Source organism: Arthrobacter sp. yr096 (genome assembly GCF_900108925.1).
Lineage (GTDB): Bacteria > Actinomycetota > Actinomycetes > Actinomycetales > Micrococcaceae > Arthrobacter.
The window spans coordinates 52,658-77,351 of the sequence record NZ_FNYI01000001.1; the positions used below are offsets into that span (position 1 = coordinate 52,658).

A 24,694-nucleotide genomic window follows, 5' to 3' on the forward strand; every position below is an offset into this window, starting at 1 on the left:
GGGCGACGCTCAACCCAGGCGCGCCGCCCCTACACTTGCAAGGTGACTGACACTGCTTCCTTGTTTAACGCCGGCGATACCCACGATGCTCCCCGCAGCGACCGTCCCGGGCTGCTCTCGGCGCTCGCCGCGGATCTTCGAGCCATTGCCTACACTGTGGACGGCGTGGCAGAACTTCTGGGCGAATCCGCTTCCGCAGCCCTGGGCAGGGACCAACTGATCCCCGCGCTTCTGGCCAGTGAGCGGTTCACTGATTCCCGGGATCCTTCCGTGCGGGCACTGGCCTCCGTGGTACGTCTCTGGCTGCTGGCCGTTCCGCAGGCCGAGGCTGACGTTGATGCTGCCCTCCCCGGCATCACAGCACAGGGACTCCTGGAACTGGGTCTGGTCACAGTAGACGCCGGCGTGGTCCGGGCCAAGGTGGACCTGCGTCCCTACGGCTGGGACGCGAATGCAGATGGCAGCGGCGGTGCAGAGCTCTGGGTCGCCAGTGACCTCGCGGCCCACCAGCAGGCCGGAGTCCTGCGGCACGACCATGTCCTGGGCATCGGACAGGCATCGACAACGCTCGTCCAAACAACGTTCAGGCAGCACTCCAAGCGGGCACTGGACCTGGGGACCGGATGCGGCATCCAGACATTCCATCTGCTGCACCACTGCGAGCACGTCACGGCTACGGATATTTCAGAGCGGGCGCTCGCCTTCACCCGTTTTAACCTGCTGCTGAATGCGGCCCAACTCGAACTGGACCCTCACAACCTGGAGAGCCGGGTGAGCCTGCGGCTGGGATCGCTCCTTGACCCTGTTGCGGGTGAACGGTTCAGCCTGGTGGTATCCAACCCGCCTTTCGTCATCACACCGCGCAGAGGCGGCGAATCGTCGTCGGACCAGTTCACCTACCGCGACGGCGGTTTGCCCGGTGACGAAATCGTGGCCTCCCTGGTGCAGTCCCTGGCCGGCATCCTTGAGCCCGGTGGCTCGGCCCAGATGCTGGGCAACTGGGAGATTGCTGCGGGCACAGACTGGAAAGACCGCCCGATGGCGTGGCTGCAAGGTTCAGGATTGGATGTCTGGTTCATTCAGCGGGAGCAGGTTGGCCCTGAGCAATACGCGGAAACCTGGCTCCAGGACGCCTCCCAGAACCGGGAGCGTGAGCAGTACAAGGAATCGTATGCTGCCTACCTCGATGACTTTGCGTCGAGGAACGTGGAGGGCATTGGTTTCGGAATGATCTGGCTGCGTCGTCCAGCGCCTGGGCACCAGGCGACCCTCAACCGTTTCGAGGAAATCACCTATCCCATGGAGCAGCCGATCGGACCGCACCTGGGTGCTTCCGTTGGGCGGGCAGACTGGGTGGCGGCCTCTGCGATCGAGCAGGCGCATCTGATTGTCGCCGAGGATGTCACTGAGGAACGGCACCAGCGGCCCGGTGCTGCCCATCCCGGAGTGATCCTCTTGCGTCAAGGTGCCGGCCTTCGCCGGACCAATCTGCTGAGCACTGAGCTTGCAGGGTTCGTCTCAGCATGTGATGGGCAGCTGTCGGTCCGGCAGATCTCCTCAGCCTTGGTATCGCTGCTTGGCGGCGGGGAGGACTTCGATGAAGGCGCTTTCCGTGCGGGCATCCTGCGGGACGTCACCAACCTGGTCCTGGACGGGTTCTTGCTTCCGGATACTGAAGGCACCAGCGCATGAGCGGCGACGCGCTGCGGCCGGGTGCCAAAGCCAGTCCTCCTGGAAGTGACCCTGACTACACTGATGAAGTGATTGCGAACAACGAGACATCCCAAACGTCAGGCGACGTTCCACGCCGGAAACGGGCTGAGAAGACGGTTGAGATCACCGATCCCAAGGCCATCCGCGCCTTGGCGCACGCTGCGCGCATCGAAGTCATCTCTGAGCTTTACGCCACCCAGGTGAGCCACACCGCCACCGAACTTGCTGCGAGGACCGGCCTGACCCCCAGCGCCATGAGCTATCACCTCCGCGCCCTGCAGAAATGGGGGATCGTGGCCCCGGCCGAAAACGCCGGGGATGCGCGTGAACGGCGGTGGAAGGCAGCCGGAACGGACTTCACCATCTCGGGAGGCAGCGTCGCCAGCCCCGAGATTGCCGTGGTTGACCTCGAGCTCGACGCTTTCCGGCGAAGGGCTTCTGCCTTCGCCAAGGCTCGTGGTGAGCGCCGTCAGCGTGGGGAGAAGGCCGAGGAGGCCGCGGCCGTTGTCCTCTCAAGCAACCTGTTGTACCTCACCAACCCGCAGCGCAAGGAGCTTTTGGACAGGATCCGCGAGGTTCTGCGGGAGTACGAACTGGAGGACCCCACCCGGATTCCGGAAGGTGCTGAACGTGTGGCAACCTTGTGGTCTATGATCCCGGACGACCGCGTAGCACCCGGTCAGTAACACCCCGGCCGGGTCTCCGAATGACCGCCCTGGTTTCCCTGCCACAACGCAGGATTCTGCAAACTATGGTGAACTAGGCCAATATGGGCACCAGCCCAATTACACATTTTTTCTGTAGGAGCATCGTGCCCAGCAAGGCAAAAACCGGCAAGAAACTCGTGATCGTGGAGTCTCCCGCCAAGAGTAAGACCATCGCCAAGTACCTTGGTGAAGGCTTCATCGTCGAGGCTTCAATCGGCCATATCCGGGACCTCCCGCAGCCGTCCGATCTCCCTGCAGAACTGAAGAAGACCTCGCTGGGCAAGTTCGCCGTCGACATCGAAAACGACTTCAAGCCGTACTACGTTGTCTCCCCGGACAAGAAGAAAAAGGTTGCCGAGCTCAAGGCCCAGCTGAAAGACGCTGACGCGCTCTACCTCGCAACCGATGGGGACCGCGAAGGTGAAGCCATCGCGTGGCACCTCCTGGAGGTCCTGAAGCCCAAGGTTCCGGTCTACCGCATGACCTTCGGTGAAATCACCAAGGAAGCCATCCACCGCGCCATGGACAACCTGCGCGATGTGGATACCGCCTTGGTGGATGCCCAGGAGACGCGTCGTATTCTTGACCGGCTCTACGGCTATGAGATCTCCCCGGTCCTGTGGCGCAAGGTTGCCCGTGGTTTGTCTGCGGGCCGCGTGCAGTCGGTGGTGACCCGCATGGTGGTGGATCGTGAACGTGAGCGCATGGCCTTCCGTGCGGCGTCCTACTGGGACCTGACCGGCCAGTTCGGTTCGGACTCGGGCTCGTTCAAGGCCAAGCTCGCTGCCGTGGATGGATCCAAGGTGGCCAGCGGCCGGGACTTCAATGACAATGGCCAGCTCACCTCCTCTACTGTGGTGCACCTCAACGAGGAACTGGCCACATCCCTGGCTGCCGGCCTGGAGAACGCTGACTTCAGTGTCCGCTCGGTAGACACCAAGCCGTACACCCGCCGCCCCGCCGCGCCGTTCACCACGTCAACGCTGCAGCAGGAGGCCGGCCGCAAGCTGCGGTTCTCCTCCAAGAGCACCATGCAGGTAGCCCAGCGCCTGTATGAAAACGGCTACATCACTTATATGCGTACGGACTCCTCGGCATTGAGCGATGAAGCCCTCACGGCATCACGCCGTCAGGCCGCGGAACTGTACGGTCCCGAGTACGTGCCGCAGAGCCCCCGCGTCTACGCCAACAAGGCCGCTAATGCGCAGGAAGCCCACGAGGCCATCCGCCCGGCGGGTGACTCTTTCCGCACACCGGCGCAGGTCGCCAAGCAGCTCAGCGGCGACGAGTTCCGCCTCTACGAGCTCATCTGGAAGCGGACCGTCGCCTCCCAGATGGCTGACGCCAAGGGCTCCACGGCTACCATCCGCCTCGGTGCCGTGGCCTCTGACGGACGCGACGCAGAATTCTCGGCCTCCGGTACTGTCATCACATTCCCCGGCTTCCTTGCCGCTTACGAAGAGGGCAAGGACGAGAGCCGCGGCGACGACGAATCGGATGAAGCACGCCGGCTGCCGAACGTGGCCAAGGGCGACTCCTTGACGGCCTCGGACATCGTTGCCATCGGCCACGAGACGTCTCCGCCACCGCGCTACACCGAAGCCTCGCTGACGGCGGAGCTCGAAAAGCGTGGCATCGGCCGCCCGTCCACGTATGCTTCCACGATTTCAACCATCCAGGACCGCGGCTACGTGCGGAAGCAAGGTTCTGCCCTGGTTCCCAGCTGGATCGCATTCTCGGTCATCCGCTTGCTGGAGCAGCACTTCACCGACTACGTGGACTACGAGTTCACCGCTGACATGGAAGGCGATCTGGACAAGATCGCCAACGGCCAAGCCGTCGGCGCTGCCTGGCTCAAGCACTTCTACTACGGCGAGGATGCTGATCCGGGTCTCCTGAGCATCGTCAACAACCTTGGTGAGATTGACGCCCGCGAGATCAACTCCGTGCCGATCGCCGAAGGCATCACCCTGCGTGTGGGCAAGTTTGGTCCGTACTTGGAGAGCTCCATTCCCACGGTGGATGAAAAGACCGGTGAAGTGGTGGAGTCCGCACGTGCCAACGTCCCGGAAGAACTTGCTCCGGACGAGCTCACCGCCGCCAAGGCCATCGAGCTCATGGAGACGGCGGCCCCCGAGGAACGCGTCTTGGGGACCGATCCCCACACCGGACACACTGTGGTTGCCAAGAATGGCCGCTACGGTGCGTACGTCACGGAGATCATTCCGGAGCTGACCGAGGAACAGCTGGCCAACCAGCCCGTGGAGTATTACAAGAACGGCAAGCCCAAGCCCCCCAAGAAGCCGGTGAAGGCCAAGCCGCGCACCGGTTCCCTGTTCAAGTCCATGACCGTGGATTCGGTCACCTTGGATGAAGCACTCCAGCTGATGAGCTTGCCGCGCGTTCTGGGCGAGGACGCCGAGGGCAATCCCATTACGGTGCAGAACGGCCGCTTTGGTCCGTACCTGAAGAAAGGCACCGACTCCCGTTCCATTGGGTCTGAAGAGGAAATTTTCACCATCACCCTGGAACAGGCTCTGGAGATCTACTCCCAGCCCAAGCAGCGTGGCGCCCGGGCAGCGGTTCCGCCGCTGGCCGAGTTCGGACCGGACCCTGTCTCGGAGAAGAACATCGTGGTGAAGGAAGGCCGCTTCGGCCCCTACATCACGGACGGCATCACCAACATCACGGTTCCTCGTTCCACCTCGCTGGAGGAACTGACCCGGGAACAGGCTGTGGAGCTTTTGGCCGAGAAACGGGCCAAGGGGCCGGTCAAGCGGACCACCACCCGTAAGGCACCGGCCAGGAAGGCCGCAGCCAGGAAGTAGCTTCAGTGAAGGCCGGGACAGCAATGGCGAATTGCGTCCCGGCCTTCATCGTGGTCGAGTAGAAGCATGACTGAACAGACCGTTTCTCCGGACAACGAACCCTTGAACGACCTCGAGGCAAAGCTTGCCTCGGCCGAACAGCCGGACGCGAACCCGGTGGACGTCATCCTTGCTTTCCTGAACAACGAGGTCTACCTGGTGAGCTCAGAAGCCGTGGACGGCCCGGATTCCTCTGTTGAGCCGCTGGTGCTGTCCAACGCCGATGGCCAGCCGGTCCTTGCCGTTTTCAGCCACCCGAGCCGCGTGGACGAGCGTTTCCTCGACGCTGCCCCGCACGTGCTGGGCACCATGGGGTCTGCGATCCTGGGCAACATCGGGGACGAACTGGGCATGGTGATCAACCCTGGGAGTGAATTCGGCTTCGAAATCGATCCCGAAGGCATTGCCAACATCCGCCGCGACTTCAAGCGGGCTGACGAAGCCGGGGAGTCCGCCGAATAGCGTTCACGCAAGCCACCGGCCACCGTCCAGTCAGCGAAACGTCGCCGCCAAGTTGCTTCACGGGCTTCGAATCGGTGAATAATGGCAGAATGCGTCTTGGCGTTCTAGACATCGGTTCCAACACCGTCCATCTGCTGCTTGTGGATGCTCATCCGGGCGCGCGTCCGGTGGCGTTCGCTTCCCACAAACGGCCTCTCTCGCTGGTGCAGTACCTTGACGGTGACGGGAATATCAACGACGCCGGGCAGCACGAACTCATTGAGTTTGTCCTGGAAGCGTGGGAGTTTGCGGCAAGTCACAAGGCCGAGGACCTCCTGGCATTTTGTACCTCGGCCATCCGCGAAGCGACCAACGGTCCGGAAGTCCTGGCCAGGGTCAAGCACGAAACCACGGTGACCCTCCAGGAACTGACGGGCAGCGAAGAAGCCTCCATGACCTTCTTCGCCGTCCGCCGTTGGTATGGCTGGGGAGCGGGACCGATCCTGGACCTGGACATCGGCGGCGGTTCCTTCGAAATGGCTTACGGTACCGATGAACTGCCGGAATTTGCGACGTCGGTTCCTTTGGGTGCCAGCCGCCTGACCAGGGACTGGCTCCATGACGACCCTCCCACTGCCAAAAGTGTCAAGGAGTTGCGGCGTTACATCCGCTCGACGCTGAAGCCAGTGGTTCGGAACTTCCACGAGCTGGGCCGTGCCAACCTGGTGGCCGGCACGTCCAAGACTTTCCGTTCTTTGGCCAGGATTGCCGGGGCAGCTCCGAGCGGTGCAGGACCGTACGTTAAACGCGAGCTCCACGCGGCTGACCTGGGCTTGTGGGCCCAGCGAATTTCGGCCATGACGGTGGAAGACCGGCTGTACCTCCCTGGCGTCTCGGATGCCCGGGCGCGCCAGTTGTTGGCCGGGGCACTGGTTGCCGAGGCTGCGTTGGAGCTCTTTGAATTCCCCAAGATGGAGATCTGCCCGTGGGCGCTCCGTGAAGGCTTGATCCTGCGGCGACTTGACCAGCTGGTCTTCGAAGAAGCCCTCGATCCTGCTCCCCACGTAGGCAAGCGCAAGAAGGACAAGTCGAAGAAGAAGGCGGCGAAGGAAGATAGCCACTCGAAAGACAGCCCCGAGGCGCAAGCCATGATTGATAAATTTCCGGTCCCTGTAAACACCCCGTCCCCCACACCCATCCCAGCCCCCGTGGCAGGCGGGCTGGCCTCCTGAGATGAGCAACGACGTCGATCCTGAAGTGAATGACCGCCAGATTCCAGTGGCGCTGTCCAGCGCGTCCGTATACCCCCTGAGTGTCCACGATGCCTTTGCTGTGGCCCAGGACCTGGGGTATGAGGGCGTGGAGGTGATGGTCACCAACAATGCGGTGAGCCAGAACCCGGACGCGCTGATCCAGCTCAGCCACCGCTACCACCAGGAGATCGTCTCCATCCATGCGCCCACACTGCTGCTGACGCAACAGGTATGGGGTACGGCGTGGAACAAGATCGAGAAATCCTGCCAGATGGCCGTGGACGTGGGATGTGACACCGTGGTGGTGCATCCTCCGTTCCGCTGGCAGTCCAACTATGCCGAGAACTTTGTTGAGGGTGTCCGCGAGATCGCATCGACGTACCAAGTACGCATCGCCGTGGAGAACATGTACCCGTGGCGGGTCCGTGGCCGGGAAGCAGTGGCCTACCTGCCGCATTGGGATCCCTTGGGGCAGGATTACGACGACGTCACGTGGGACTTCTCGCACGCCGCCACTGCAGGGGCCAACAGTTTGGAAGCCATCAAGGCGTTGGGGAACAAGCTCCGGCACGTCCACCTCACCGACGGCTCGGGATCGGGCAAGGACGAGCACCTGGTGCCGGGCACAGGGACGCAGCAGTGCGCGGAGGCCTTGCAGCACTTGGCGTCCAGCGGCTTCGATGGTGTTGTTGTGGCCGAGATTTCCACCCGCAAAGCCAAGGTAGCGGGGGAGCGCGAGGAGATGCTCGCCGAAACCCTGCGGTTTGCACGCCAGCACCTCAGCGTTCCGTTGGTGCGAAGCGTGGAGAACTAGCGGCGTCGAACCTCATCCAGCGGCTGTCGTCCTGAAAGGGGCGGCGGCCGCTGTGCTTTAAAGGCCGCAATGCTTTGTGGCTTAAAAGCGAAAGCACCGGCGGCCGAATCGGGAAATGGGGGAAAACCCGCCCGGCCACCGGTGCTGCTGGCGGACATCCCCATGCCCGCCTCATCACTCGCACCCTCAATGAGGTAACTACTAAGTTACGGACCAAGAATGGGTGCTGCCTGCAATAACCTTGGGAACAAGCTGGGAATCCGGAATCCGTTAGACCCCGCCGGAGGCCAACTGCAATGATGGAGCAATGAGCAACCGAATCGCATTCCTTGGCTGTGGATCCATGAACGAAGCAATTCTCGGTGGCCTGATTGCCGCCGGGACAGACCCGTCCGACATTGTGGCCACGGTCCGCCGGGCAGAGCGCGCCGACGAACTGGCCCAACGCCACCACGTCATGGCGATCGCCGGCGAGGAGGAGCCGGACAATAACAAGCTGGCCACCAAGGGCTCCGGCATAGTCATCCTGGGCGTCAAGCCGGTGGGCATTACGGATCTTGCCCGCGAGATCAGCCCGGCGCTTGCGAAGGACACCATTGTTGTCAGCGTTGCCGCAGCGGTTTCCATCGCCCAGCTTGAAGCAGCCCTCCCGGAAGGCCAGCCGGTCATCCGCACCATGCCGAACACCCCAGCCAGGCTGGGACGCGGCGTAGTGTCTGTTTCCCCGGGAACACATTGCTCTCCTGAACAGCTCGAAAAAGCCAAAAAGGCCCTGGCCGGCGCCGGTACGGTGGTGGAGATTCCTGAAGAACAGGTGGATGCCTTGTCCGCGATCAGCGGCTCCGGCCCTGCTTACGCCTTCTATCTGGCCGAAGCGATGGCCGCCGCCGGCGTCGAGCTTGGCCTGGATGCCGAACTGTCCGTAATGTTGGCCCGCGAAACCGTGGCGGGCGCCGGCTTCATGTTGGCCGAACCGGGAGCAGATCCCACCGCCCTCCGCGTCGCCGTGACAAGCCCCAACGGCACCACTGAACGCGCCATTGCCGCGTTTGACGATGGTGGCATCCCCAAGATCATCGCGGACGGTGCCCGCGCAGCTGCCGCCCGCGCAGCGGAGATCACCAAGCAGCTCGGCTGAGTTTTCGTACAGCTAACGCCCCTGAGAGCCGCTCTTAGGGGCGTTAGTTTACAAAAACCCCAGCAGGATTACGGCCGCGCTGCGAAGCGCTCCAGCAAGTCCACGTGTCCGGAGACGATCAACATATCGTGTCCGGACACTTTGGTTTCCGGCCTGGCATAGGTGAAGTCCTCGCCAGGGGTTTTCACGCCAACGATCGTCACGCCGTACTTGGAGCGGACCTTGGATTCTTCCAGCGTGAACCCCACCGTTTCCTTGGGCGGGTACATCTTGACGATCGCGTAGTCGTCGTCGAATTCAATGAAGTCCAGCATCCGGCCGGACACCAGGTGGGCCGCACGGACGCCGGCATCGGCCTCGGGGTAAATCACGTGGTTGGCACCGATCCGCGTGAGGATTTTGCCGTGCGAGGGCGTGATGGCCTTGACCCACAGGTGCTGGATGCCGAGGTCCACCAGGTTTACGGTGATGAGCACCGAGGATTCAATGGACGTTCCCACGCCAACTACTGCGGAGCTGAACTCCTGGGCACCGAGCTGGCGCAAGGCGTCGATGTTGGTGGCGTCTGCCTCTACCACGTGCGTGAGCACTGGCGCCCATTTCTGGACGAGGGTCCGGTCGCGTTCGATCGCCAGGACTTCACGGCCCTGCTTGACCAACTGCTCGGCGGTCGCGGAACCGAACCGGCCAAGGCCAATAACCAGCACTGGTGCGTTGTGGGCGGGGCGGTTGGCGGCCCCCGTGGTACTAGCCAATGATTGGCCTCTCTTCCGGGTAGTGGTACAGCTGGCTGCGTTGGCGCAGGGCCAAGCCTGCAGCAAGGGTGACAGTGCCGACGCGGCCGGCGAACATCAGGACCGTGAGAACATAAACGCCCGACGGCGGCAGCTCGGCACTGAGGTTGGTGCTCAGTCCCACGGTGGCGAAGGCGGAGATGGATTCGAAAAGCACCCGGTCCAATGAGGCGCCGCTGATGGACAGCAGCAGGAACGCTGCCACTGACACGAGCGTGGCTCCCGCGACGATTACCGAGATGGCTACGCGCATGGTGCCTTGGGGGATGGTGCGGCCATAGACCTTCACGTCGGCGTCACCACGGGCCTCGGCCATGATGGCCAGGAACATGACCGCGATGGTGGTTACCTTGATGCCGCCGGCGGTGGAAGCTGAGCCGCCGCCGGCGAACATGAGGGCGTCCGTGAGGAGCATGGTGGTGGATTCCATATGGTTCTGGTCCACCAGGTTGAAGCCGCCCGAGCGTGTCATCACGGAGGCAAACAGCGAATGGGTGATTTTGTCGCCCAGGTCCATATGCGCGATGGTCCGCACGTTGTCCCACTCCATCAGTGCCCACAACACCGTGCCTGCTGCGAGGAGGATGAAGGAGACCTGGATGGTGAGCTTGGTGTGGAGATTCCACTTTTTCCAGTTCAGCCCGTTTTGTTGGAGGACCATCACAACCGGGAAGCCCAGACTCCCCAGGAACACTCCCAGCATCAGCGGGATCAGGATCCACAGGTCGGTTTCGTAGGGGACGATGCCATCGGAGTGGGGCGTGAAACCAGCGTTGTTGAAAGCGGAAATCGAGTAGAAAACGCCGTGCCACACGGACTGCCAGAAGTCCTCACCGAGCACCATGAAGCGCGGAATCAGTGCCAACGCCAACGCCGCCTCAATGACCACTGATGTGACGATGACGATCCGGAGCAGGGTACCCACCTCGCCGAGGCGTCCGGCGTTGTTCATGGCTTCCTGGGCGATGAGTTTGCCACGAACACCCAGCCGCTTGCTGACCATGAGGGCCAGCAACGAGGCGAGTGTCAGGGTGCCGAGGCCGCCAACGAAGATACCCACCAGGATGACCAGCTGGCCAAAAAAGGTCCAGTGGGTGGCGGTGGATACCACTGTCAGGCCCGTGACGCAGACGCTGGAGACAGCGGTGAACATGGCCTGGTGGAGTGGAGTGACGGTACCTTCCGCGGACGCGGCCGGCAAGGACAGTAGCCCCGTAAATACAAGGATCACCACAGCGAACACGGTCAACGCCAAGCGGGCAGGTGAGGTGTTGGCAATGTTGTCAATGAAGTCGCGCACCCGGGTGAAGATCCAGAGACCTTCCCGCTCCTGCTGGTTGGGTTGCCAGTTGGCCGGGCTGGTGGACCGCGACTGGCTTTGAGACATGGCGCTCTTCCTCGGTTGAAACAAGCTTTCCTGAGTAGTAAACCACTATTCCTGCGGCGTAACCGGGCGGTAGCGCCGTCCAGCCTCAGGTAGCCTGTTCTGGATGAACTCCAGGCTTGGGACAACAGCTTCCAGCATTACGCGGTCCGCACTGCCAACGACGGTGGTGTGGGATCCAGCCATGACTGCCTATAACTTTGGTCCGGGCCACCCTATGGCCCCGCAACGGCTGGAACTGACGGCGCGCCTGGCGGAGTCCCTGGGGCTGTTCGGGCACCAGCATGTGGCCGTGGAGGCACCCAGGCTGGCAACCGACGTCGAACTTCTTTCGGTGCACAGCGCCGGGTACGTAGAGGCCGTCCGCCGCGTCAGCCAGGACCCCGGCAATCCGGAAGAAGACCGTGGGCTGGGCACTGAGGACGATCCTGCGTTTGCCGGCATGCATGAGGCCAGTGCCCGCCTTGCCGGTGGTTCGCTGCTGGCGGCCGACACCATCCTGTCCGGCCGGGCAGTCCGCGCCGTGAACTTCAGCGGCGGCATGCACCACGCTGCTCGGGAGCGTGCCAGCGGCTTTTGCGTGTACAACGACGTCGCCATGGCCATCCAAAGACTGCTCGACGGCGGTGTGCAGCGGATCGTCAGCATCGACGTGGATGCGCATCACGGCGACGGGACGCAGAGCATCTTCTGGAACGATCCCAGGGTCATGACCATCAGCCTGCACGAGACAGGACTCACGCTGTTCCCCGGGACGGGCTTCGCCAACGAAACCGGTGGCCCCGACGCTCCGGGCACTGCCGTCAACGTTGCGCTTCCCGCCTTTACAGGTGACGCGGCGTGGCTGCGGGCCTTCCACGCCGTGGTCCCGCAACTCGTGGGCGCTTTCCAGCCCGAAGTGATTGTCAGCCAGCACGGTTGCGATTCCCATCGTGATGATCCCCTGACGCACCTCAACCTCAGCGTTGACGGACAGCGTGAGGCAGCTTCCGCCGTCGCAAGCCTGGCCGCCCGCTACTGCGACAACCGCTGGATCGCCACCGGGGGTGGTGGTTACGACGTCACTGGCGTGGTTCCCCGGGCGTGGAGCCACTTGATCGGAATGGTGACTCAACGCCCGGTGCCGCTGCGCACGCCTGTTCCGGAAGCGTGGCGGACGTACGTGAAGGAAACGTATGGCGTGTGGGCACCGGAGTCGATGGGCGACGACGTAGACGTGTGGTGGCGTTCGTGGGAGGTCGGCTACGATCCTGCGGACGAGGTGGACCGTACCGTTATTGCAACGCGCAAGGAGATCTTCCCGCTGTACGGACTGGATCCCTGGTTCGACTGACGGCAGTCCCCGGTTGCTCAGGGCGTGGTCCGCTCCGTTTGGAAGACGACGCCCGCCGCCCCTACCAGCCAACCCAGCAGCGACAATGCGAACGCCCCAATGAGGTCCGTGGACGCCTGGCCCTTGAACAGCCACAACACCAGGACCAGCATGCCCATGGTCATGTAGACCATGATGGCGAAGATCACCCGGCCGGATAACCGGTTGGCAACAGCTGCCGGGTTCACCAGGGGGCCGCCGTTCCCGGCTTCGGCATTGTCCCGTTTGACTTCGGCAATGGTGAAGCCCAGGGCCGACGCCGTGAGTGAACTCAACGAGGTGGCGAGAACTCCCGCTGCGGTCACCAACGCGCCGTTGAGTTCAGGTGCCACCGCGACGCCGGTGGGCACCCACGTCCCGACGCGCAGCAGAACGGTGGTCCACACCAGGACGAACAATGCCAGGAAGACTGCGGCAATGATGTTGAAAATATGCCGACGGAAGAAGTCAGTCATAGCCCTGCACTCCGTGCTTTTGGCGGCCGGGGCCTGGGAGCCCGGACGGACCGTGACTCCGTTGTAGCACCGGCCCCCTGCAGGGTCAACGAGTGCACGCTGTCGCGGCAGGAAACAGGGATGCCATTTGGCGTATATGTCGCTAGGGTGGGAGGCATGGTGACTGACGACGTATTTGCCGTCATAGCTGAGGCAACCAGGCGCGACATCCTGGTTTCCCTCCGCTCTGGGGATAAAGCAGTAGGCGAATTGGTGGAAGAACTGGCTGCAAGCCAGCCCACAATCTCCAAGCATCTTAAGGTGCTCCGCGAGGCTGATCTGGTCAGCATGCGCGCACAGGGCCAAAAGCGCTTCTACGCGCTCAATCCCAAGCCTCTCGCCGGCGTCGCGAGTTGGCTGGAAACGTTCGACGTCGGACCCGCGGCGCCAACCGTCGTCGCGCCTTCCGCTGGTGTGCCATCTGCTGAGGTACCTGCCGTTGCGCCGGTTGCCGCTGACCGTGCGCCCGAGGTGCCTACCCGCGCCGACGCCATCAGCCAGGCCGTCAAGGTCCACGCAAGCGAAACGCCCGTATCCGTGGACCTCTCGTCGGACGACACCGTTCCGCAGCAGATTGGCCGCACTGTGGGCAGGGCCGCAACCAAGGCTGCTGATCTCCTGGCGAACCTTCCCAACCTGCCAAACCTCCCCAAGTTCGGGCGTAAACGGTAGCGAGCCCCAAGCTAACGTGATCCTCCTCACATTGTGAGTTTTTGTTAACCTTGCCTTTCCTTGAGTTTTCAACGATTTTCTACAGTTGTGTTAACTCCGCTGGAAGGGTCACATTGGCTCCGGATGGAGATCCTATGTCCCTCGGTGCAACCATGAGCGGGACTAATCGTCTCGCCGCGGGTCGGCGCACTGAGGATAGGAACACGCATGGATTCAAGGCTCGAAGCTGTCCGCGACACCGTGTTGGCGCGTAACCCGGGGGAGAAGGAATTCCACCAGGCCGTCACTGAGGTCTTCGAAAGCCTTGGTCCCGTTCATGACCGTCACCCTGAGTTCCTTGAGGGCGCAGTCCTGGAGCGCCTCTGCGAACCCGAGCGCCAGATCATCTTCCGCGTCCCGTGGACCGACGACGCCGGACGAGTCCACGTCAACCGTGGCTTCCGGGTGGAGTTCAACTCCGCGTTGGGCCCCTACAAGGGCGGGCTCCGCTTCCATCCGTCCGTGTACCTGGGCATCGTCAAGTTCCTGGGCTTTGAGCAGATCTTCAAGAACGCCCTCACCGGCATGCCGATCGGTGGCGGCAAAGGTGGCTCGGACTTTGACCCCCGTGGACGTTCCGACGCGGAAATCATGCGTTTCTGCCAGTCCTTCATGACCGAGCTGTACCGCCACATCGGCGAGTACACGGACGTCCCCGCAGGAGACATCGGCGTTGGCGGCCGCGAAATCGGCTACCTCTTCGGCCAGTACAAGCGCATCACCAACCGCTACGAATCCGGGGTCCTCACGGGCAAGGGAATCTCGTGGGGCGGCTCGTTGGTGCGGCCGGAGGCCACCGGCTACGGCACGGTGATCTTCGCCCAGGAGATGCTCAAGACCCGGGGCCAGTCGTTCGATGGCCAGCGCGTGGTGGTGTCCGGCTCGGGCAATGTTGCGATCCATGCCATCGCCAAGGCGCAGTCCCTCGGCGCCACCGTGGTGGCTTGTTCCGACTCCGCCGGTTACGTCGTGGATGAGGCGGGAATCGACGTCGGGCTGTTGAGCCAAGTCAAGGAAGTGGAACGCGCACGCCTGACTGAATATGCGGCCCGCCGTTCCGGAGCCAGCCACGTCTCCGGAGGTTCTGTGTGGGATGTCAATGGCACCGTCGCGCTGCCCTGCGCCACGCAGAACGAACTCGACGGCGATGCCGCTGCCAAGTTGGTCAGCAACGGCCTCATTGCCGTGGCCGAAGGCGCCAACATGCCCTCCACGAGATCAGCCGTGTCCGTGTTCCAGGAAGCCGGGATTTTGTTCGGTCCGGGAAAGGCTGCGAACGCGGGCGGTGTTGCTACTTCCGCGTTGGAGATGCAGCAGAACGCCAGCCGGGACTCATGGTCCTTCGAGCACACCGAACAGCGCCTCACCGAGATCATGGTGGGCATTCACGATCGCTGTGCAGCCACGGCTGAGGAATACGGCGCACCCGGAAACTACGTGGTGGGCGCCAACATTGGCGGCTTCGTCAAGGTAGCTGATGCGATGCTGGCCCAGGGCCTCATCTAGCACCCTTAAACCAGCGAGGTAGCAGCAGAGGCCGTTGCGAGCTTTCACAACGGCCTCTGCTGCTACCTGCATGGTTGTTTTAGCGCTGGAGCAGCCGCACGTGATCCGGGTTGAGGTCCGCCACCTTGCTCACACCGAGGAGTGCCATGGTCCGGGTCATGTCCTTCTCCAGGATCTGGATGGTGCGGTCCACACCCTCGCGTCCGCCGGCCATCAGGCCGTAGAGGTAGGCGCGGCCGATCAGTGCGAAGTCGGCGCCCAGGGCAAGGGCTGCCACAATGTCGGCGCCGCTCATGATGCCCGTGTCCAGCATGACGGCGGCGTCGCTGTTGTCCGCCTTGAGTGCCGTAGTAACTTCCGGCAGCAGGTGGAACGGAATGGGTGCGCGGTCCAGTTGGCGGCCGCCATGGTTGGACAGGATGATGCCGTCGGCGCCGTGATCCACCACCTTGCGGGCGTCCTCGACGGTCTGGATGCCCTTGACCACCAGCTTGCCCTTCCAGGTTTCCCGCAGCCAATCGAGGTCCTGATAGGTCAGGGTGGGGTCGAACATCGAGTTGATGAGGTCCGCCACGGTGCCGGTGTAGCGCGAGAGCGACGCGAACGTGAGGGGCTCGTGCGTGAGGAAGTTGAACCACCAGGCCGGGCGGTATGACGCGTCCAGCACAGTCTTCAGGGTCAGTGCCGGCGGGATGGTCATGCCGTTGCGCACATCGCGCAGGCGCGCACCGGCTACTGCCGTGTCCACGGTGACCATGAGGGTATCGTTGCCGGCTTTTGCGGCGCGTTCGATGAGTTCCAGCGAGCGGTCGCGGTCCGTCCACAGGTACAGCTGGAACCAGTTGCGGCCGTTCGGAGCAGCGGTTGCCACGTCCTCGATGGATGCTGTGCCCATGGTGGAAAGGGTGTACGGAATGCCTGCGGCTTCTGCGGCCTGGGAGCCGGCGTACTCGCCTTCAGACTGCATCATGCGGGTGAAGCCAGTGGGTGCTATCCCAAACGGCAGGCGTGATTCCTTGCCGAGGATGTCCGTGCGGAGATCGATCGTGGAAACATCGCGCAGGATGCCCGGGCGGAATTCGATGTCCTGGAAGGCCTGGCGTGCCCGGCGCAGCGTGATCTCTTCTTCGGCCGCGCCGTCGGTGTAATCGAAGGGTGCCTGCGGGGTGCGGCGCTTGGCGATATCGCGCAGTTCCCAGATGGTGCTGGCCCGCTTCAGGCGGGCGGCCTTGCTGAATTCGGGCTTCTTGAACTGCATCAGGGGCGCCAGATCGGAAACCTTGGGAACGCGGCGCTTGAGGGCCGGGGGCTGGAGGGCAGATCGCTGCCCGACGGCGGGAGCCGGCTGTTCGGGGCGCGTCACGTTGTGGTCGTTGCCGGCATTGGCGGGCGCGGCCGTGAGTTTGGGGTCGAGGGTGTCGGTCATGCGGTTCTCCCTTGAAATCTGTGGTCCTGCCTCTGTGGTCTAACCACACTGTAATCCATGTGGTTGGACCACATCAACTAGTATTCCGGTATGCGTACGCACGAGTTGGTCCTGCAGTGGATCGAGAAGCAGTTGTCTGACGGAGACCTCGCACTGGGTGGCCGCTTGCCGGGGGAGCGTGCCATGGCTGAGCAATTGCAGGTCTCCCGGACATCCGTGCGCGAAGCCGTCAGGATTCTTGAGGCAATGGGAGTAGTCCGCGCCGGGGTGGGCTCGGGGAAGGATGCGGGGACAGTGGTCATCGCCGAGCCGGGGTCTGCGCTGGGTTCAACCCTCCGGCTGCATGTGGCCACCCGGCATCTTCCGGTGGCGGACATTGTGGAGACCCGCGTCCTGCTCGAATCGTGGGCGGCCGAGCGGGCCCGCGTGGGTGTGCCGGAGCTGGAGGAGGCTGCCGCGTTGCTGGATCAGATGGACGCGGCCCTGGACATCGACACTTTCCTGGCCCTCGATGCCCGGTTCCATGTGGCGCTCGCGCAGGCCGCGGGCAACTCGGTGGTCAGCGCCATGATGGCCTCGCTCAGGGGCGCAATCGAGAATTACGCAGGCGAGCTGACGGGGAATCTGCCCGACTGGGAAGCAACCTGTGCCCGGCTCCGGGCCGAGCACCGCGCCATTCTCACCGCTGTGAACAACAACGACGGCGGCAAGGCGGCTGAGCTTGTTGCTGCCCACATTCAAGGCTTCTACAAAGAGGCCGGAGTGGGCTCCCAGCCACCCCTGCCGTAGAGCAACGCGGGGTCCTGAGGTCCCAAGATGATCTTCAGGATGGGCCCTCAGTCACCACCCCGCATCGCTGGTTTACACGGGGGAGAGGGCAGGGGCTGCCGTGCTCTTGCGGATCTCCACGCGGGGAGAGAATTCGTCCTGTGCCTGGGTGGTGGCCTCCCCGGCCTGCTGAATCTGTTCGCGCATCCTCCGCCATGCCAGGCTTCCCAACTCGTTGATGGGCACGGCCGCGGTGGTCAGTGGGGGAGTTGTGTATTTGGCGAACGGGATGTCGTCGAACCCGGTCACTGAGATGTCCTCCGGCACGCGTACCCCGCGCTCGTGCAGGCCGCTGAGCAGGCCCATGGCAACGAGGTCGTTGAACGCCAGGATTCCTGTAGCCCCACTGGCGATGATGGCCTCGGTGGATTCGTGGCCGGAGTCGAAGTTGGAGCCGCCGTGGAGCATCTGCAGCTCTATCTCAGGGTGTTCCGCCCGGAACTGGTCCAATCCGACAAGGCGCTGGCGGTTGGAGGCACTGTGCTCGGGGCCGGAGAGGAAAGCCAGGCGGCGGTGCCCCAGCGATACCAGATGGTGGGCCAGCTCCTGGATGCCCTGCCCGTAATCCACGCTCAGGCTGGGAGTGTTGGTGGCGATGGTGGTGCGGTTGATGAGCACCAGCGGATGCAGGGTTGGTGCCAGTTCCTCGAGCTCGGCGTCGCCCATGCGGGGCGCACAAAGGACCACGCCGTCGCAGCGCCTCCTGGCCTCGCCGGCCAGGATTGCTTCTTCGCTGGTGACTTCGGAGGAGTCGGCAATGAGGACGCGGTACCCGTCCTGGGCGGCGGCGATGCTCAGCCCGCGGAGGATCGCCTGGAAGGTGGGGTTGGCCAGGTCCGGTACCACGATTCCAATGGTGTCTGTCTTGCCCAGGGCAAGGCTACGGCCCACGGGGTTGGGTTGGTACTTAAGTTCCAGTGCGGCTGCCCGGACGCGTGCGGCGATCCCGGGATCCACGGCGGCGTTACCGTTCATGACGCGGGATACGGTGGCGTGCGAGACGCCTGCTTTCTCCGCGACGTCGGCTATCCCAACGCGCCTGTTGGTGTTCCTGCGTGCCATGCGGCCCCTTCCCATTGCTCGCCTCCCGGATGCTCCGTCGTTGGAGCAGTGGTTGACGTGACCACCAGAGTCTTGATACAAAGCTTATAACGCTCTGAGAAAACGCTTTCTCATGATTCTTCCCACACGAAGCCGGGCCGTCAAGCGGTTCACTCCTGCCTTTTGAAAGGGGCATCTCCCATGGCCAACATGGTCAACGTCGACTCAGCCGAGACCCAGACCGCATCTGCCGCACACGCAGCCCGGACCGAAGGCCCCCAGCGGACCCGAATAGCCCTCATTGGAACCGGCGGCCGCTCAGAGATGTACATCCGGGCAATTTACGGGCAGCACGCGGACGTCGCTGAACTGATCGCCCTGTCCGACGTCAATCAGGGACGTGTGGATTTTTACCAGGAACTCATCAAGGAACTGGGCGGAACGGAGCCCGTGGCATCCTTCGAGCCGGACCAACTCACCAGCTTCATCCAGTCCAATGGGATCGAGCGGGTCATCGTCACGACGCCCGACTACACCCACGCGGACTACATCGTAGAGGCGCTTGAGGCGGGTGCCGACGTCGTGGTTGAAAAGCCTCTCACCATCGACGTTGAGGGCTGCCGCCGCATCACCGAAGCCGTAGCCACAACCGGCCGGAACGTGGTGGTGACGTTCAACTACCGATACTCGCCGCGCAACAGCGCGCTCAAGGAAGTCATCCAGAATGGCGTGATCGGAAAGGTCACGTCCATCGACTTCAGCTGGGTGCTGGATACCGTGCACGGCGCCGACTACTTCCGCCGCTGGCACCGCGAAAAGAAGAACTCCGGTGGCCTGCTCATCCACAAGGCTTCGCACCACTTCGACCTGGTCAACTGGTGGATCAACGATGTTCCGGAGCGCGTGTTTGCCTCCGGTGGCCTTCGCTTCTACGGCGATAAGAACGCTGCAGAGCGCGGCTTGGGTGCCCGTCCGGAGCGCGGCACCGTGGATGGCCTCGAACACGATCCGTTCCGCCTGGACATGCGTGAGGACGAGCGTTTGAAGGCCCTGTACTACGACAACGAGAAGTTCGACGGTTACATCCGTGATCAGGACGTTTTCACCGAGGGCATCACCATCGAGGACAACCTCGCTCTGGTGGTGGACTACCAGGGTGGACCGACTCTGAGCTACTCCCTGAACGCCCACAGCCCGTGGGAAGGCTACCGCGTCACCGTCAACGGCACCGAAGGCCGGGCTGAACTCGAAGTGGTGGAGCGCGCCGCCGTCGAATCCAGCACCGACAAGAAGACAGTGGTTGACCCGAGCGCGACGCCCATCGAGGAAGAAGACGCAGTGCGCCGCAACGGGGAACGCCTTGTTGTCCAGCGTCACTGGGAAGCTGCCTACGAGGTCCCGATCATCAACGGCGAAGGTGGCCACGGTGGCGGCGACAACCTGCTGCTCTCGGACCTCTTCAATGGCCCCGGCATCGACCCGCTGGGCCGCCCGTCCGGCTACATCGATGGACTCCGGTCTGTGTCTGTGGGCATCGCCGGCAACCAATCCCTCGACTCAGACCTGCCCGTCCGCATCAGTGAACTTGGCCTCGGCGCTGATCTCAGCCGCGGCCAGGCCTGACCGGTTCACCAACCACGCAAGGAAAAGACCATGAGCAGGATATTCGTCACCGGCGGTTCCGGCCGACTGGGCCGCAGCGTCGTGGCGGGCCTCGCGGAGGCCGGCCACGCGGTGATTTCGGTTGACCGGGATGCCATCCCGGCAGAGCAATTGCCGGCCGGAGCCGAGCAATACACCGCAGATCTGCTGGCGCCGGGGGAAGCGGAGCGGCTCATCCGGGAAACAGCGCCCGACGCCGTCATCCACCTCGCTGCTATTGCCGTACCTTTCAGCGCACCCGAGGACGTCATCTTCAGCACGAACACCCGGCTCGCCTACGCAGTGGTCAGTGCGGCCACCGACGCAGGCGTACTCAAGATCGTGACGGCAAGCAGCCCCACCGCCCTGGGCTATGGCTCACCGGCCGGGTGGCTGCCGCCGTCGTTCCCTTTGGATGAGCAGACGCCGCCCAAGCCGTGGAACGCCTATGCGCTGTCCAAGTTGATCGCCGAACAGACGGTGCAGATGTTCGCAGCCGCGCAGGGCGAGAAGATCAGGTACGCGGCATTCCGCCCGTGTTACGTCATCTCCCCGGAAGAATGGGAAGGTGCACTGACGCAGCAGGGACATACGGTCCGCGAACGCCTGGATGATCCCGCCCTGTCCGCTCCGGCCCAGTTCAATTATGTGGACGCCCGGGACGTGGCCGATTTCCTGGACGTGCTCCTGAACAAGATGGACTCGATCCCCAATGGCGAGGTGTTCTTCGTTGGAGCGAAGGATGCTTTGGCCACGGCACCGCTGGCAGAACTCTTCCCGCGCTTCCTGCCAGGCAGCGGTCCGTTGACCGAACATCTGACCGGCACCAGCCCGGCATTCTCCATCGACAAAGCCCGTGAGCTCCTCGGCTGGGAGCCGAAGCGCACGTGGCGCACCGAGCTTACCCCCGCTTACGAAGGGCCTGACACGGCCTCGGAACAAGCAGCAAACACCCAAGCAGCACTCAATGACGAGATCCACGCCGGCCTGGTCCCGGCGGGAGCAACCAAGGAGACACCATGAACTTTGACGGCGTACTGTTCTTCCCCGTCACGCCCTTCGCCGAAGACGGCAGCGTAGATGTGGCGCTCTTGAAGGAGCACATCACCTCCCGACTGCCGTTTGGCCCGGGTGGCGTGTTCCCCGCCTGCGGCACCGGTGAGTTCCATGCGCTCTCCCTGGAGGAGATCCGCACTGTGGTGACCGCCGCCGTCGAGGCTGTTGCCGGAGCTGTTCCGGTGGTCTCCGGTGCAGGCGGACCGCTTGGTCACGCCATTGCCGCTGCCAAGGTAGCCGAGGAAGCCGGTGCGGATGCCCTCCTGGTGCTCCCGCCCTACCTGGTTACCGGTCCAACTGACGGCGTAGTGGCCTACGTCGAGGCCATTGCTGCTGCGAGCAGCCTGCCCGTGATCGTGTACCACCGCGGTACCGCCAAGTTCACGGCCGACGCCATCACCCGCCTCACGGCCAACCCGAAGGTGGTGGGCTTCAAGGACGGAATCGGAGACGTCGGCCTGGCCCAGGAAATCGTGTCGGCCATCAACGCCAGCGGACGCACCGACTTCGCCCTGTTCAACGGCCTGCTGACGGCCGAACTGACCCAGGGTGCATACCGTGGCCTGGGCATCCCGCTGTACTCCTCTGCCGCGTTCGCCATGGCTCCGGAAATCGCCAAGGCGTACTACGACGCGTACATGTCCGGCGACGAAGAGCGCCGCCACGCCCTGCTTGAAGGTTTCTACGCGCCGCTGGTTCGTCTCCGTGACCAGACTCCTGGTTTCGGTGTCTCCCTCATCAAGGCAGGTCTTCGGCTCGCCGGATTGCCTGTGGGCCCGGTCCGTCCGCCGCTGGTTGACCCCAACGAGGAACAACTGCTGGAGCTCAAGTCCATCCTGGCCAAGGGCCACGAGCTGGCCGGCAGCTGATGCCCGCCCGCATTACGGGCCTCACCACCCGGCTGATCACGGTGCCGCTGTTGCGCAGCTGGGGTGCGGAGGCGCCTGAGAACCATGTGATCGTCACGGAACTGACCACGGACGACGGCGGCACCGGCCACGGTTTCTCGTGGACGCCCACCATTGGCCCCCAAGCCGTCAAAGCCTTGCTGGACCACGACATCGCACCGTTCATCCTGGGACTCGAGGCGAATCCGGAGATCGTGTGGGACCAGCTCTGGAAGCGGCTGCACGAGGCCGGCGGGGGAGGACTGACCACCATCGCCATGGCTGGTGTTGACCTTGCGCTTTGGGACTTGAAGGCGAGCCAGGCGGGCACGTCCGTCACGGGACTCCTGGGTCAACGCCAGGAATCCGTGGAAGTGTACGGCTCCGGCGTCAACCTGCACTACACCCTGGAGCAGTTGGTGGAGCAAGCCCAGCGATGGGTTGCCGCAGGGCACAACGCTGTGAAGATCAAGGTGGGTAAACCTGAGCTGCGGGAGGACGCCGAACGCGTTGCCGCCGTGCGCCAGGTGATCGGCCCGGACCGGCTGCTCATGATCGACGCCAACCAGCGATGGGACCTTGCCCATACGTTCCGTGCCGTGGATATGTTGGGAGAGTACGGACTGGAGTGGTTGGAAGAACCGATCCGCGCCGACGACCTCTGGGCCTACCGGCGCCTGCGCAAGCACTCGCCCATCCCTATAGCACTGGGCGAGAACGTCCACACGATCTACCGCTTCCGCGACTTCATCGAAGCTGAAGCCGTGGACATCATCCAGCCCAACATCGTCCGGGTAGGCGGCATCACCCCGTTCCGCAGGATTGTTGAGCTGGCCCGCGCCAACAGCATCAGGGTGGCGCCGCACCTGCTTCCGGAGCTCTCCGGACAGCTGGCCCTCACCCTGGCCGAAACCGTGAGTGTTGAAGACGTTGAGGATGCATCGTTCCAGCAGCTCGGCATTCTGGCCGGACCTTCCCCGGTAAGTATCCACAACAGCAGGCTCACCTCGTCAGGCCTTCCCGGGCTTGGCTTCGGCTTCAACGGGCAGCCGCACACATCAGAGACGGCTGCACCAGGGAACTCCGCCCATGAGAGTAAAGGAAACCGCATTGAGTACAGCAACTCTTGACCTGACCGCCGTCACAGCGGCAGCTACTGCAGCGGCGAAAGCAGCCGCAGCAGCTTCCGACGCCGAGCGCGCCGCGTGGCTGACCGCCGTCGCCGATGCCCTGGACGCCAACGTCACTGAGCTGGTGGCAATCGCGGACTCGGAAACCAGCCTTGGCACTGCCCGGCTCACCGGCGAGGTTGCGAGGACCAGTGGGCAGCTGCGGCTTTTCGCCAATGTCATCACTGAGGGCTCCTACCTCGAAGCCGTGATTGATCACGCTGACCCCTCGGCTACTCCGCCGAAGCCCGACCTTCGCCGCATCCTGCGTCCAATCGGCCCGGTAGCCGTGTTCTCGGCGTCGAACTTCCCGTTCGCTTTCTCCGTGGCCGGCGGCGACACCGCGTCCGCGTTGGCCGTCGGCTGCCCGGTGATCGTCAAGGCGCACTCGGGTCACCTCCGCCTCTCCGAGCGGACCGCTGAGATCGTCATCGAAGCTCTGGCCAAGGCAGGAGCCCCTGACGGGATCTTTGCGTTGGTCAGCGGACGCGAGGCCGGCACGGCACTGGTCCAGGATCCTGCCATCAAGGCGGTGGGTTTCACTGGCTCCATCCCGGGCGGCCGCGCACTGTTCGATCTGGCGTCCTCCCGCCCGGAACCGATTCCGTTCTACGGCGAGCTGGGAAGCCTCAACCCGGTGGTCATCACGGCAGATGCCTTGGCCGAGCGTGGACAGCAGCTCGCTGCCGGCCTGGCAGGGTCCTTCACGCAGGGTGCGGGCCAGTTCTGCACCAAGCCCGGGTTGGTCTTCATCCCGGTGGGGACGGACTTCGCGTCGCACCTCGCTGAGGCGAGCAAGGACAAGCCCACGGCCGCCATGCTCACCGAGCGAATCGCTGAGGCCTACCCGGACGGACTGCGCCACGTCGCGGACCAGCCGGGCGTCGCCGTCATCAGCGGCACTGTGCAGCAGGACAGCCTGGCAGATGGTGCCGCTCCCGTGGTGTTCTCCACCAGTGCGGCCAACGTGCTGGAACGTCCCGATGAGCTGTTGGAGGAGTGCTTCGGCCCCACCACGCTGCTCATCGAGTACGCCAACCAGGAGGAACTCTCCGCTGCCCTCGCAAAGGTTCCAGGCAGCCTCACTGGGACGGTCCACGCGCAGCCCGGGGAAGATGTTGCGGCGTTGGTGGAGCAGCTCAGCACCTTGGCCGGCCGGGTCCTGTTCGATGGCTGGCCCACGGGTGTCGCCGTGAACTGGGCCCAGCAGCACGGTGGCCCCTACCCGGCCACCACCTCGCTGTTCACCTCCGTTGGCGCCACTGCGGTACGCCGCTTCCAACGCCCGGTGGCCTACCAGGATGCCCCGGAAAGTGTGCTGCATCCGGCATTGCACGACGCCAACCCGCTGGGCATCCCGCGGCGTGTGGACGGCGTGCTGACGCTCGGCTAACGCCGGCTGTCGCAGACGAAAGGGGCGGGGTCACCGTGATGGTGACCCCGCCCCTTTCG

At 63.6% G+C, this 24,694-nt stretch carries 21 protein-coding genes; 16 read left to right on the forward strand and 5 right to left on the reverse strand.

The annotated features are described in order from the left end of the window. Positions 1–42 precede the first annotated feature (42 nt). The 7 genes from BMY91_RS00245 (at position 43) to proC (ending at position 8,933) form a co-directional block, all read left to right on the forward strand. A complete protein-coding gene (locus tag BMY91_RS00245) occupies positions 43–1,692 on the forward strand; it encodes a DUF7059 domain-containing protein (RefSeq protein WP_090816711.1) in 1,650 nt (549 codons plus the stop codon). Next, positions 1,689–2,399: an ArsR/SmtB family transcription factor gene (locus BMY91_RS00250; protein WP_090816714.1), complete on the forward strand. Its 711-nt coding sequence runs from the start codon at positions 1,689–1,691 to the stop codon at positions 2,397–2,399. Before BMY91_RS00245 ends, BMY91_RS00250 begins: the two co-directional genes overlap by 4 nt. A 125-nt stretch (positions 2,400–2,524) precedes the next feature. Beyond that, on the forward strand, positions 2,525–5,248 hold the full coding sequence (topA, locus tag BMY91_RS00255) for a type I DNA topoisomerase (protein ID WP_090816717.1): 2,724 nt from the start codon (positions 2,525–2,527) through the stop codon (positions 5,246–5,248). Positions 5,249–5,314: 66 nt separating this feature from the next. After that, a complete protein-coding gene (locus BMY91_RS00260; protein WP_011775955.1) occupies positions 5,315–5,749 on the forward strand; it encodes an SseB family protein in 435 nt (144 codons plus the stop codon). 89 nt (positions 5,750–5,838) lie between these two features. Continuing rightward, positions 5,839–6,960, forward strand: a complete 1,122-nt coding sequence (locus tag BMY91_RS00265) for a Ppx/GppA phosphatase family protein (protein ID WP_090816720.1) — start codon at positions 5,839–5,841, stop codon at positions 6,958–6,960. A 1-nt stretch (position 6,961) separates the two neighbouring features. Further along, positions 6,962–7,795, forward strand: coding sequence for a sugar phosphate isomerase/epimerase family protein (locus BMY91_RS00270; protein WP_090816723.1), 834 nt, complete (start codon positions 6,962–6,964; stop codon positions 7,793–7,795). Between the two features lie 307 nt (positions 7,796–8,102). Then, positions 8,103–8,933 carry a pyrroline-5-carboxylate reductase gene (gene proC, locus BMY91_RS00275; protein ID WP_090816726.1) on the forward strand — a complete coding sequence of 277 codons (831 nt, stop codon included), beginning with the start codon at positions 8,103–8,105 and terminating at the stop codon, positions 8,931–8,933. Between the two features lie 68 nt (positions 8,934–9,001). Here the strand turns inward: proC and BMY91_RS00280 are convergent, their stop codons facing one another. Together BMY91_RS00280 and BMY91_RS00285 are read right to left on the reverse strand one after the other, a co-directional pair. Next, complete coding sequence (locus BMY91_RS00280) at positions 9,002–9,640, reverse strand: potassium channel family protein (protein WP_011775951.1); 639 nt, start codon at positions 9,638–9,640, stop codon at positions 9,002–9,004. A gap of 40 nt (positions 9,641–9,680) precedes the next feature. Beyond that, entirely contained in the window at positions 9,681–11,114 is a 1,434-nt protein-coding gene (locus tag BMY91_RS00285; protein ID WP_090816729.1) for a TrkH family potassium uptake protein, read from the reverse strand. A gap of 103 nt (positions 11,115–11,217) precedes the next feature. On the opposite strand from BMY91_RS00285, the gene BMY91_RS00290 reads away from it, so the two are divergent. Next, the gene (locus tag BMY91_RS00290) at positions 11,218–12,444 is read left to right on the forward strand and encodes an acetoin utilization protein AcuC (protein WP_090816732.1); all 1,227 of its coding nucleotides are present in this window, start codon (positions 11,218–11,220) and stop codon (positions 12,442–12,444) included. Positions 12,445–12,461: 17 nt separating this feature from the next. Here BMY91_RS00290 and BMY91_RS00295 read toward each other — a convergent pair whose 3' ends face one another. After that, complete coding sequence (locus tag BMY91_RS00295; protein ID WP_090816735.1) at positions 12,462–12,938, reverse strand: hypothetical protein; 477 nt, start codon at positions 12,936–12,938, stop codon at positions 12,462–12,464. A gap of 156 nt (positions 12,939–13,094) precedes the next feature. Between BMY91_RS00295 and BMY91_RS00300 the strand changes: the two genes are divergently transcribed. Continuing rightward, complete coding sequence (locus BMY91_RS00300; RefSeq protein WP_090818996.1) at positions 13,095–13,649, forward strand: ArsR/SmtB family transcription factor; 555 nt, start codon at positions 13,095–13,097, stop codon at positions 13,647–13,649. 207 nt (positions 13,650–13,856) lie between these two features. Further along, positions 13,857–15,194, forward strand: coding sequence for an NADP-specific glutamate dehydrogenase (gene gdhA, locus BMY91_RS00305; protein WP_090816738.1), 1,338 nt, complete (start codon positions 13,857–13,859; stop codon positions 15,192–15,194). Positions 15,195–15,273: 79 nt separating this feature from the next. Here the strand turns inward: gdhA and BMY91_RS00310 are convergent, their stop codons facing one another. Continuing rightward, positions 15,274–16,620 (reverse strand): alpha-hydroxy acid oxidase, encoded by a 1,347-nt coding sequence (locus BMY91_RS00310; protein WP_090816741.1) that lies wholly within the window; start codon positions 16,618–16,620, stop codon positions 15,274–15,276. A 90-nt stretch (positions 16,621–16,710) separates the two neighbouring features. On the opposite strand from BMY91_RS00310, the gene BMY91_RS00315 reads away from it, so the two are divergent. Continuing rightward, on the forward strand, positions 16,711–17,409 hold the full coding sequence (locus tag BMY91_RS00315) for a FadR/GntR family transcriptional regulator (RefSeq protein ID WP_090816744.1): 699 nt from the start codon (positions 16,711–16,713) through the stop codon (positions 17,407–17,409). A 72-nt stretch (positions 17,410–17,481) separates the two neighbouring features. Here BMY91_RS00315 and BMY91_RS00320 read toward each other — a convergent pair whose 3' ends face one another. Continuing rightward, a complete protein-coding gene (locus BMY91_RS00320) occupies positions 17,482–18,510 on the reverse strand; it encodes a LacI family DNA-binding transcriptional regulator (protein WP_090816747.1) in 1,029 nt (342 codons plus the stop codon). A 189-nt stretch (positions 18,511–18,699) separates the two neighbouring features. On the opposite strand from BMY91_RS00320, the gene BMY91_RS00325 reads away from it, so the two are divergent. Genes BMY91_RS00325 through BMY91_RS00345 form a run of 5 tightly spaced genes read left to right on the forward strand, consistent with a single transcriptional unit; the run spans position 18,700 to position 24,635 of the window. Further along, the gene (locus BMY91_RS00325; RefSeq protein WP_090819000.1) at positions 18,700–20,112 is read left to right on the forward strand and encodes a Gfo/Idh/MocA family protein; all 1,413 of its coding nucleotides are present in this window, start codon (positions 18,700–18,702) and stop codon (positions 20,110–20,112) included. Between the two features lie 30 nt (positions 20,113–20,142). After that, positions 20,143–21,153, forward strand: coding sequence for an NAD-dependent epimerase/dehydratase family protein (locus BMY91_RS00330; RefSeq protein WP_090816749.1), 1,011 nt, complete (start codon positions 20,143–20,145; stop codon positions 21,151–21,153). Next, on the forward strand, positions 21,150–22,055 hold the full coding sequence (locus BMY91_RS00335) for a 5-dehydro-4-deoxyglucarate dehydratase (RefSeq protein ID WP_090816751.1): 906 nt from the start codon (positions 21,150–21,152) through the stop codon (positions 22,053–22,055). Before BMY91_RS00330 ends, BMY91_RS00335 begins: the two co-directional genes overlap by 4 nt. Then, entirely contained in the window at positions 22,055–23,203 is a 1,149-nt protein-coding gene (locus BMY91_RS00340) for a mandelate racemase/muconate lactonizing enzyme family protein (protein ID WP_090816754.1), read from the forward strand. The genes BMY91_RS00335 and BMY91_RS00340 overlap by 1 nt, the downstream gene beginning before the upstream one ends. Further along, positions 23,184–24,635, forward strand: coding sequence for an aldehyde dehydrogenase (NADP(+)) (locus BMY91_RS00345; RefSeq protein WP_090816757.1), 1,452 nt, complete (start codon positions 23,184–23,186; stop codon positions 24,633–24,635). Before BMY91_RS00340 ends, BMY91_RS00345 begins: the two co-directional genes overlap by 20 nt. Positions 24,636–24,694: the final 59 nt, after the last annotated feature.